The 10,000-nt window shown below is 42.0% G+C and carries 10 protein-coding genes, 2 rRNA genes and 1 pseudogene (1 of these 13 cut by a window edge); 12 read left to right on the top strand and 1 reads right to left on the bottom strand.

Annotated features, from left to right (window positions below; translation table 11 throughout):
• From B6A27_RS15700 to rsmI, 12 genes and pseudogenes are all read left to right on the top strand, one after another.
• Nucleotides 1–1,807 (top strand): 23S ribosomal RNA (locus B6A27_RS15700); it begins 1,122 nt to the left of the window's first position.
• A 93-nt stretch (nt 1,808–1,900) separates the two neighbouring features.
• Nucleotides 1,901–2,017 (top strand): 5S ribosomal RNA (gene rrf, locus B6A27_RS15695).
• A gap of 87 nt (nt 2,018–2,104) precedes the next feature.
• Nucleotides 2,105–2,425, top strand: a complete 321-nt coding sequence (locus B6A27_RS19275; protein WP_080862608.1) for an IS3 family transposase — start codon at nt 2,105–2,107, stop codon at nt 2,423–2,425.
• Between the two features lie 222 nt (nt 2,426–2,647).
• A pseudogene (locus tag B6A27_RS19270) lies at nt 2,648–2,842 on the top strand (IS3 family transposase); the annotation flags it as partial.
• A gap of 153 nt (nt 2,843–2,995) precedes the next feature.
• Nucleotides 2,996–3,199 carry a sigma factor G inhibitor Gin gene (locus B6A27_RS15680; RefSeq protein ID WP_044742045.1) on the top strand — a complete coding sequence of 68 codons (204 nt, stop codon included), beginning with the start codon at nt 2,996–2,998 and terminating at the stop codon, nt 3,197–3,199.
• A gap of 74 nt (nt 3,200–3,273) precedes the next feature.
• Nucleotides 3,274–4,710: an aminotransferase class I/II-fold pyridoxal phosphate-dependent enzyme gene (locus tag B6A27_RS15675; RefSeq protein WP_080862606.1), complete on the top strand. Its 1,437-nt coding sequence runs from the start codon at nt 3,274–3,276 to the stop codon at nt 4,708–4,710.
• A 29-nt stretch (nt 4,711–4,739) separates the two neighbouring features.
• Complete coding sequence (gene tmk / locus B6A27_RS15670) at nt 4,740–5,396, top strand: dTMP kinase (protein WP_066151247.1); 657 nt, start codon at nt 4,740–4,742, stop codon at nt 5,394–5,396.
• A 187-nt stretch (nt 5,397–5,583) separates the two neighbouring features.
• Nucleotides 5,584–6,588, top strand: a complete 1,005-nt coding sequence (holB, locus tag B6A27_RS15665) for a DNA polymerase III subunit delta' (RefSeq protein WP_080862631.1) — start codon at nt 5,584–5,586, stop codon at nt 6,586–6,588.
• Entirely contained in the window at nt 6,581–7,408 is an 828-nt protein-coding gene (locus B6A27_RS15660; RefSeq protein WP_044742042.1) for a PSP1 domain-containing protein, read from the top strand. The genes holB and B6A27_RS15660 overlap by 8 nt, the downstream gene beginning before the upstream one ends.
• 15 nt (nt 7,409–7,423) lie before the next feature.
• Entirely contained in the window at nt 7,424–7,786 is a 363-nt protein-coding gene (yabA, locus tag B6A27_RS15655; RefSeq protein ID WP_044742041.1) for a DNA replication initiation control protein YabA, read from the top strand.
• A gap of 65 nt (nt 7,787–7,851) precedes the next feature.
• On the top strand, nt 7,852–8,592 hold the full coding sequence (locus B6A27_RS15650) for a tRNA1(Val) (adenine(37)-N6)-methyltransferase (protein ID WP_066151261.1): 741 nt from the start codon (nt 7,852–7,854) through the stop codon (nt 8,590–8,592).
• Nucleotides 8,593–8,610: 18 nt separating this feature from the next.
• A complete protein-coding gene (rsmI, locus tag B6A27_RS15645) occupies nt 8,611–9,483 on the top strand; it encodes a 16S rRNA (cytidine(1402)-2'-O)-methyltransferase (protein ID WP_080862605.1) in 873 nt (290 codons plus the stop codon).
• 31 nt (nt 9,484–9,514) lie between these two features.
• On the opposite strand, the gene B6A27_RS15640 is transcribed toward rsmI, so the two are convergent.
• Nucleotides 9,515–9,799 carry a transition state genes transcriptional regulator AbrB gene (locus tag B6A27_RS15640; RefSeq protein ID WP_044742039.1) on the bottom strand — a complete coding sequence of 95 codons (285 nt, stop codon included), beginning with the start codon at nt 9,797–9,799 and terminating at the stop codon, nt 9,515–9,517.
• Nucleotides 9,800–10,000 lie beyond the last annotated feature (201 nt).

The raw sequence follows: 10,000 nt of genomic DNA, 5'->3' as shown, positions 1-10,000 counted from the left end.
CCATTTAAAGAGTGCGTAATAGCTCACTGGTCGAGTGACTCTGCGCCGAAAATGTACCGGGGCTAAACGTATCACCGAAGCTGTGGGATGACTTGCGTCATCGGTAGGGGAGCGTTCTAAGGGCGTCGAAGCCCGACCGGAAGGACGGGTGGAGCGCTTAGAAGTGAGAATGCCGGTATGAGTAGCGAAAACAGAGGTGAGAATCCTCTGCACCGAAAGCCTAAGGTTTCCTGAGGAAGGCTCGTCCGCTCAGGGTTAGTCGGGACCTAAGCCGAGGCCGAAAGGCGTAGGCGATGGACAACAGGTAGAGATTCCTGTACCACCTCCTCACCGTTTGAGCAATGGGGGGACGCAGGAAGGTAGGGTGAGCAGGCTGCTGGAATAGCCTGTCCAAGCGGTTAGGCTGCCAGATAGGCAAATCCGTCTGGCGTCAAGGCTGAGCCGTGATGGCGAGGGAATCAAAGTACCGAAGTCCCTGATCCTCCACTGCCAAGAAAAGCCTCTAGCGAGGTGAGAGGTGCCCGTACCGCAAACCGACACAGGTAGGCGAGGAGAGAATCCTAAGGTGCGCGGGAGAACTCTCGTTAAGGAACTCGGCAAAATGACCCCGTAACTTCGGGAGAAGGGGTGCTCTCTTGGGTGTTGAGCCCGAGAGAGCCGCAGTGAAAAGGCCCAAGCGACTGTTTAACAAAAACACAGGTCTCTGCGAAGCCGAAAGGCGAAGTATAGGGGCTGACACCTGCCCGGTGCTGGAAGGTTAAGGGGAGCGCTTAGCTCAAAGCGAAGGTGCGAACCGAAGCCCCAGTAAACGGCGGCCGTAACTATAACGGTCCTAAGGTAGCGAAATTCCTTGTCGGGTAAGTTCCGACCCGCACGAAAGGTGTAACGACTTGGGCACTGTCTCAACGAGAGACCCGGTGAAATTATAGTACCTGTGAAGATGCAGGTTACCCGCGACAGGACGGAAAGACCCCGTGGAGCTTTACTGCAGCCTGATATTGAATTTTGGTACGTCATGTACAGGATAGGTGGGAGACAGAGAAGCCAGGACGCCAGTCTTGGCGGAGTCGCCCTTGGGATACCACCCTTGTCGTACTGAAGTTCTAACCCGCACCCCTGATCGGGGTGGGAGACCGTGTCAGGTGGGCAGTTTGACTGGGGCGGTCGCCTCCCAAAGAGTAACGGAGGCGCCCAAAGGTTCCCTCAGAATGGTTGGAAATCATTCGAAGAGTGTAAAGGCAGAAGGGAGCTTGACTGCGAGACCTACAAGTCGAGCAGGGACGAAAGTCGGGCTTAGTGATCCGGTGGTTCCGCATGGAAGGGCCATCGCTCAACGGATAAAAGCTACCCCGGGGATAACAGGCTTATCTCCCCCAAGAGTCCACATCGACGGGGAGGTTTGGCACCTCGATGTCGGCTCATCGCATCCTGGGGCTGTAGTCGGTCCCAAGGGTTGGGCTGTTCGCCCATTAAAGCGGTACGCGAGCTGGGTTCAGAACGTCGTGAGACAGTTCGGTCCCTATCCGTCGCGGGCGCAGGAAATTTGAGAGGAGCTGTCCTTAGTACGAGAGGACCGGGATGGACGCACCGCTGGTGTACCAGTTGTCCTGCCAAGGGCACCGCTGGGTAGCTATGTGCGGAAGGGATAAGCGCTGAAAGCATCTAAGCGTGAAGCCCCCCTCAAGATGAGATTTCCCATTGCATAAGCAAGTAAGATCCCTCGAAGATGACGAGGTAGATAGGTCCGAGGTGGAAGCGTGGCGACACGTGCAGCTGACGGATACTAATCGATCGAGGACTTAACCAATACGAAAAAGGGAGCAAGACATCAAGAAAAGCACCGCCTATCCTTTCTTTTCTGATCTGTTATCTAGTTTTGAAGGAACCATCCTTCGAATAGTCTAGTGACGATGGCGGAGAGGTCACACCCGTTCCCATCCCGAACACGGAAGTTAAGCTCTCCAGCGCCGATGGTAGTTGGGGCTAACGCCCCTGCAAGAGTAGGACGTTGCTAGGCAAACAAACTAAAAGCCGGACTAAACATCAGTTTGAACTGCACCTCCAATTGTTAGTTGTGTCTAACAATTGGAGGTGCAGTTTTGTTATGGAGAAGTTTACACAAGACCAAGCGCAAGTAGTCTATGAACTAAGGCATGCATTTCCGATGAAAGCACTTCTATCACTCGCAGATATTCCGCGTAGCACATATTATTATTGGGTGAAAAACTTTGGTCGGCCCGATCCAGATGCAGAACTGAAAGGAATCATTCAAGCGATTGATGATGAACATGAAGGTCGTTATGGCTACCGCCGTATTCGTGATGAACTGACAAATCGTGGACACAAAAAGGTGCAACGTATCATGAAAAAAATGGGGATTAAAAAGTATTGTTCGTATAAAGAACTATCGTTCAGACAAAGGTAAAGTCGGCAAGATTGCGCCAAACATTTTAGAACGTAATTTCAAGGCAGAAAAACCAAATTACAGAATTGAAATTGTTAGAGCAGGCCTTTGAACAGTTGACAGATGGTGACGCCCTCCTCTTACACTCAGACCAAGGTTGACACTACCAAATGCGCCAGTATCGGGATATCCTCAAAAGAACGAGAGATTACACAAAGTATGTCATGAAAAGGTAACTGTTACGATCATGTAGTCATTGCGAATTTCTTTGGTATGATGAAATCCGAATTCTTATATCTAAAAGAATTTGAAAGTGTGGTCCATTTTAAAGAAGAATTAGCAAAATATATCGAGTATTACAATCACAAACGAATGAAGGCAAAATTAAAAGGTATGAGCCCGGTACAATTCCGAACTCATGCCCAAACAGCCGCCTAACAAAATAACCTGTCTAACTTTATGAGGTCAATTCAAACATCAGTTTAGTCAGGTTTTTTTATTTCATCTTAATACAAACAAACTAAAAATACATATCTTGTAAGTATAGAAACTCATAAAGATGGCAATCCTGACAAATGGGAGGTGGAGAAGTTGAACCAGTCTACGACCAATCATACAGTAGGTGATACGTGTATTGTTTGTGAGCAACTAAAGCATCAAGGCATCCGAATCTATACAAAATTCCTTTGTATCGATTGTGAACAAGAAATCGTTCATACAGAGATAGATGATCCCAAATACCAATTTTATTTACAGCAACTAAAAAAAATTATCAATCGAGAAATATATTCATAGTTTAAGGTCCTATTAATAGGACCTATTTTATTTTAATATATTTAATTGATAGAATAAAAAAGGAATGATTTCGTATGAGTTATCAACAACAAGAAACACCTTTATATACGGCTTTAAAAAAGCATTTCTCTGCACATCCAATTTCTTTCCATGTACCAGGACATAAATATGGAAATGTATTTTTAAACGAATCAAAAAACCATTATAAGCATTTATTAAGGATTGATGTTACTGAATTGAATGGATTGGATGATCTCCATCAACCGGAGTCTGTGATTGCAGCTGCACAACGATTAACAGCTGAGTTGTATGGAGTGGATGAAACCTTTTTTTTGATCAATGGTTCAACTGTTGGCAATTTAGCCATGATTTTTGCTACGTGTGAAGAAAACGAGCCGGTCATTGTGCAAAGAAATTGCCATAAATCGATTATCCATGCTTTGCAGCTAGTGGGAGCAGTGCCTGTATTTCTTTCTCCTCAGTTTGATGATGAGGTAAAAGTGGCTTCTTATGTTTCTAACGAGGCAATTAAACAGGCTATTGAAGCTTATCCTAACGCTAAAGCTCTGATTTTGACAAACCCCAATTATTATGGCATGGCAGTTGATCTAAAAGAAGCGGTGAGTATGGCCCATCGCTATGGCATCCCTGTGCTTGTTGACGAAGCTCATGGCGCTCATTTTATATTAGGAGATCCTTTTCCTTCAACAGCGATAACATATGGTGCTGATGTGGTTGTACAATCCGCTCACAAAACATTGCCGGCTATGACAATGGGGTCGTATTTACATGTAAACAGCTCGTTAGTCGACATAGAAAAACTGCATCACTTTTTGCGAATATTTCAATCGAGCAGCCCATCTTATCCAATTATGGCTTCACTTGATTTAGCTCGAAGCTATTTAGCTCATTTATCTATAGAAGAGATCGGTCATATACAAGCTCAAGTATCTTTATTTAAAAAAGCATTAAATGGAATAGAAGGAATAGCGGTAGTGGAATCTACTGATCCATGTGTGATGACCGATTTATTAAAAATTACGGTTCAAACAAGAAGCTCGTTATCAGGTTATGAATTGCAGCGCTGTTTAGAGCAAGCAGGGATTTTTACTGAATTGGCTGATCCATTGAATGTTCTTTTTGTTTATCCCTTAGCATTATTTGAAAATCTGGAGGAGATTATTGAAAAAATAAAAAAGGCATTTTCTGGTCTTCACCGTTGTGACCGTTCCCTTGATTCTGTCTCGCCCATTTCGTTTGCGGCAGCATCAGAGGTCATTCCATATTCATCATTAAAGAAGCGAAACAGAAAATTTGTTCATGTGGAACAAGCAGAGGGGCTCATAGCAGCAGAAACCATTATACCGTATCCCCCAGGGATTCCTTTATTGATTATTGGAGAAATCATTAACGGAGAACATATTGCCTCGCTTCTTGAATTACGACAATACGGTTCTCATTTCCAAGGAGGAAAACGACTCGATTTTCATCAAATTGAGGTGTTCGAATAATAAAAAAGAAAATGAAAAGGGTGACAGATGTGGTAGGACCATTTTTCTCATTTGAAGGACCAGAAGGAGCAGGAAAAACGACGATTATTGCTATGCTGAAGGACTTTTTGACAGAGCGGGGCTGGGAGGTTGTGGCGACAAGAGAACCAGGAGGAATTGAAATTGCCGAGGAAATTCGTTCCATTATTTTAAATCCAGCATATATAAAAATGGATGGACGAACCGAGGCTTTATTATATGCTGCAGCAAGAAGACAGCATCTTGTAGAAAAAATTATTCCTGCCATGACAAGCGGGAAAATTGTATTGTGTGATCGTTTTATTGATAGCTCCCTTGCTTATCAAGGCTTTGCAAGAGGGCTGGGAATGGATGAGATATTAAGTATTAATCAATTTGCCATTGATGGATACTTTCCATCGTTGACGTTTTATTTTGATTTAGAACCGGAGGTAGGCTTAGAGCGAATTCGTAAAAGCCAGCAGCGTGAAATTAATCGACTGGATATGGAAAGCTTGTCATTTCATCATAAAGTACGGCAAGGATATTTGCAGTTAGCCCAACGTTTTCCTGAACGTATTGTACAAATTGATGCTTCAAAACCAGTTGATGAGGTGTTGGCTGACACGGCCCATATTATCTTAAAGAAGCTTGGTGAACAGGAAAAATCGTTCGACCATGAAACATAAAATGATGAAATTCATAAGACATGTTAGAATAAAAATAAGGTCTCCCGTTTTGCGGCTATTGTTTCATAATAAATATGATGCAGTTGAACGAAGACGATGTCTGTCTCATCATCCTGAATAAGCAGCAGGATCAATGCAAAACGGGAGCGTTTTTCGATTTTAGATCATAGATAAGTGAGTGATGGATGTGGCTGTTCTTTGGGACCAGCTTGAGCAGTATCAACCGATTGTGATGAAGATGCTCGCTCGCAGCATTGAAAAAGAGCGTGTGGCACATGCTTATTTATTTGAAGGACAACGGGGAACAGGCAAAAGAGAAGTCAGTTTATTGCTGGCCAAAAGTTTATTTTGTCTCAACCGTTTAACGTATAGACCTTGTAATGAATGTAGAAATTGTCGAAGGATCGATTCAGGAAACCATCCGGATGTACACTGGATTGAACCGGATGGTCAATCGATCAAAAAAGGGCAAATTGAAGCATTGCAAGAGGAATTTTCTAAAACGGGAGTCGAATCAAACCAAAAGCTTTACATCATTAGGCATGCAGATAAAATGACAAACAATGCGGCTAATAGTTTGCTGAAGTTTTTGGAGGAGCCTCACCGAGGCACAACGGCGGTTTTGTTAACAGAGCAATATCATCGCATGTTACCAACCATCATTTCCCGTTGCCAAGTTTTATCATTTCGGACGTTGCCGCCTACTGCCATCGCTGATTATTTAAGAGAACAACAAATTCCTCCCCATCTTGCCCTTCTTGCGGCACATGTTACGAACAATCGCGAAGAAGCTCTCGAATTAAGTCGAGATGATTGGTTTGCAGATGCCCGAAAAATAGTGTTACAATTATATGAAGCATTACAGGGAAACCCCTCATATGCACTTTTCATGATACATGAAAAATGGATGCCCCATTTTCAAGAGAAGCAGCAAATGGATATAGGACTGGATTTATTGTTGTATTTATATAAGGATCTAATGTATTTGCAACTCGATCAGCTTGAAAACATTGTTTACTGCGATCGATTAGATAGCTTGCAGCAATGGGCTCTTGCCTGTTCGCAAAAACGAATGATCCAAAATATGTCGACGATTTTACAAGCAAAAGCACGTTTAAATACAAATATGAATACCCAGCTTTTAATGGAGCAGCTTATCCTCAACTTAAAGGAGGGAAGACCGTTTGTATAATGTAGTAGGCGTCCGTTTTAAAAAAGCAGGAAAAATTTATTATTTTGATCCTGGAGAATTAACGATTCCAACCGGAGAGTTTGTCATTGTAGAAACTGTTCGTGGCATTGAATTCGGTAAGGTCGTTATTGGAAATAAACAAGTGGATGAGAATGATATCGTTTTGCCTTTAAAAAAGGTGATTCGCATAGCAGATTCGAAAGACAAAATGGTCGTTGAAGAAAACAAAAAAGCAGCGCAGGAAGCGTATCAAATTTGTTTAAAAAAGGTTGAAGAGCACGGGCTTGAAATGAAGCTTGTTGATGTGGAGTACACGTTTGATCGCAATAAAGTGATTTTCTATTTTACAGCTGATGGACGAGTTGATTTCCGTGAGCTTGTGAAAGATCTAGCAGCTATTTTTCGCACTCGCATCGAGCTAAGACAAATAGGTGTTCGCGATGAAGCAAAAATGCTTGGAGGAATCGGGCCTTGCGGAAGAATGCTTTGTTGCTCTACTTTTTTAGGGGATTTTGATCCTGTATCCATTAAAATGGCGAAGGATCAAAATTTATCTTTAAACCCTACCAAAATTTCTGGTCTTTGCGGACGGCTAATGTGCTGCTTAAAATATGAAAACGACGAATATGAAACAGCAAAAGAGCAGTTGCCTGATTTAGGGGAATATATTGAAACCCCGCATGGCCTCGGCAGAGTAGTTGGCTTAAATATTTTGGAAAGAGTGCTGCAAGTGGAATTGCCAGAGCACGAACGAGTAGTCGAATATACCATTGATGAGCTAGTAAAAGAAGGAGTTTTGTCGATTCAGGCCACAGATTAATTGAGGTGGATTTGCGTGGATAAGAAAGAGATTTTTCAATCAGTAACAAGTATGGAAGAACAAATCAGCCATTTGTATAGTCAGCTTGTTGAACTGAAGGAACATCTTGCTCAATTACTTGAGGAGAACCGGCAGTTGCAAATGGAGAACAGCCATTTGCGCATGCGTCTCGAGCAACTTACTGAAGATGCGGTCAGCATAAAACGAAAAGAAAAAAGCCATAAGGTAAAAAATGAACGCAAGCCGATTGATATTGGTGAAGGATATGATAATTTGGCGCGGCTTTATCAAGAAGGGTTTCATATTTGCAATGTTCATTATGGCAGCGTTCGTACGGAAGATTGCTTATTTTGCTTGTCTTTTTTAAATAAAAAGTAATAACGGAGCCTTTCCAACAAGGAGAGGCTCTTTTCTTGAAAGAACATGAAAGAGGGATTAGAACGATGATTGAATTGCAGCACGATGAAAGACTCGATTATCTCTTAAATGAAGATATGCGCATTGTTCAGAGTCCATCTGTTTTTGCCTTTTCATTAGATGCAGTGTTGTTGGCGAAATTCGCATATTTGCCCATTCAAAAAGGCCATATTGTTGATTTATGTACAGGTAATGGTGTGATTCCACTTTTGCTCAGCAAAAGGACGAAAGGAAAAATTATCGGTGTTGAAATTCAAGAACGAATTTATGATATGGCTAGAAGAAGTGTGCAATATAATGGGCTGACAGAGCAAATTGAGATGATTCATGGAGATATTAAGGACATGCCTCAGAAGCTCGGTTACAGCAAATATGATGTGGTGACATGCAATCCGCCATATTTTCCGACTGTAAGTGAGGAGGAAATGAATAAAAATAGGCATTTAGCGATTGCGCGTCATGAGATTTATTGTACGCTAGAGGATGTCATGAAGGTTAGCAGCCAGCTGCTTAAGCAAGGAGGAAAAGCGGCATTTGTTCATCGGCCGGGTCGCTTATTAGATATTGTGACCCTGATGCGGAAATATCGTTTAGAGCCAAAGCGGTTACGTTTCGTATACCCCAAACTGGGGAAGGAAGCCAATACGCTTTTGATCGAAGGGATAAAAGATGGGAATCCTGATTTAAAAATTTTGCCACCGTTAATTGTGTATAATGATCATAATGAGTATACAGAAGAAGTAAGACAAATATTATATGGAATGTGATAAAAAGGAGAAAAAATTATGGTTTGGCAGCAGAAAAGCTTTGCAGAGCAAACTCATCAAGGAACTTTATATATTGTGCCGACCCCGATTGGCAATTTAGAGGATATAACATTTCGGGCATTGCGGGTGTTAAAGGAAGCAGATATGATAGCAGCAGAAGATACGAGACAAACGAAAAAGTTGCTTAACCATTTTGAAATTACGACACCAATCATCAGTTATCATGAACATAATAAATATACAGCTGGCAAAAAAATTGTCGAATGGCTGCAAGAAGGAAAAACGATTGCATTGGTGAGCGATGCTGGAATGCCTGCTATTTCTGATCCGGGCTATGATCTCGTTGCCGCCGCTTTGGAAGAGCGTTGCCCTGTTGTACCATTGCCGGGAGCGAATGCGGCGCTCACCTCCCTTGTTGCTTCTGGGCTGCCAACTGAACATTTTTATTTTTTTGGTTTCCTTGATCGGGCGAAAAAAGAAAAGAAACAACAGCTTGAAGCATTAAAGAATATACGTGACACCATGATTTTCTATGAATCGCCGCACCGATTGGCCGATACACTGGCGGTGATGCATGAAGTCATGGGAGAGCGGAAAATTGCGATAGGCCGCGAATTAACTAAGCGGTTTGAAGAATTTATTCGCGGTACTATAAGCGAGGTAATCGAATGGACAAAGAACGGGGAGATTCGCGGCGAATTTTGTATCATTGTGGAAGGGGCAAAGGAAAATGAGGAACAGGTGAGCGATTGGTGGCATTCGCTTTCAGTCAGCGAACATGTTGATTATTATATTGATGAAAAACATTTGAGCGTCAAGGATGCAATAAAAGAAGTAGCAAAAGATCGAAAGGTGCCGAAACGGGAAATCTATCAAGAATATCACCAATAAAAAAGTTTCTCTAGAAAATCTAGAGAAACTTTTATTTTGATGTTTCTAATTGTTCTTGAATTTCTTTAAGAAGGATTTCAGCACCTTCACGGCTTAAAATGATTTTGCCGCCAGCAAGCTTGAAGTTATCGTCAGAAACTTCACCTGTTACGACACATGTCATATTTGGTTTATATTTTTTGAGGATGATGCGCTCATCGTCAACATAAATTTCTAACGCATCTTTTTCCGCGATATCTAATGTACGGCGTAACTCAATTGGAATAACAACGCGGCCTAATTCATCCACTTTACGAACGATACCTGTAGATTTCATTGAAATAATCTCCTCTCCATCATAAATTCTATGTGCCTGTTTGTTTATTCGTCAATATTCGACAAAATTCCTACAACCTAATCATATCAATGTTTCCATTATACGTCAATCCTTTTATATGTAAAATTTAAAAAAAATGTATTTTGTTATTTCAGAAAAATTTTATTTAATATCGCATGCTTTCAATTAAGAGTTTATATC

Source organism: Anoxybacillus sp. UARK-01 (genome assembly GCF_002075365.1).
In the GTDB taxonomy this organism is placed as follows: domain Bacteria; phylum Bacillota; class Bacilli; order Bacillales; family Anoxybacillaceae; genus Anoxybacteroides; species Anoxybacteroides rupiense.
This window is presented reverse-complemented; position numbering and strand designations above follow the sequence as displayed.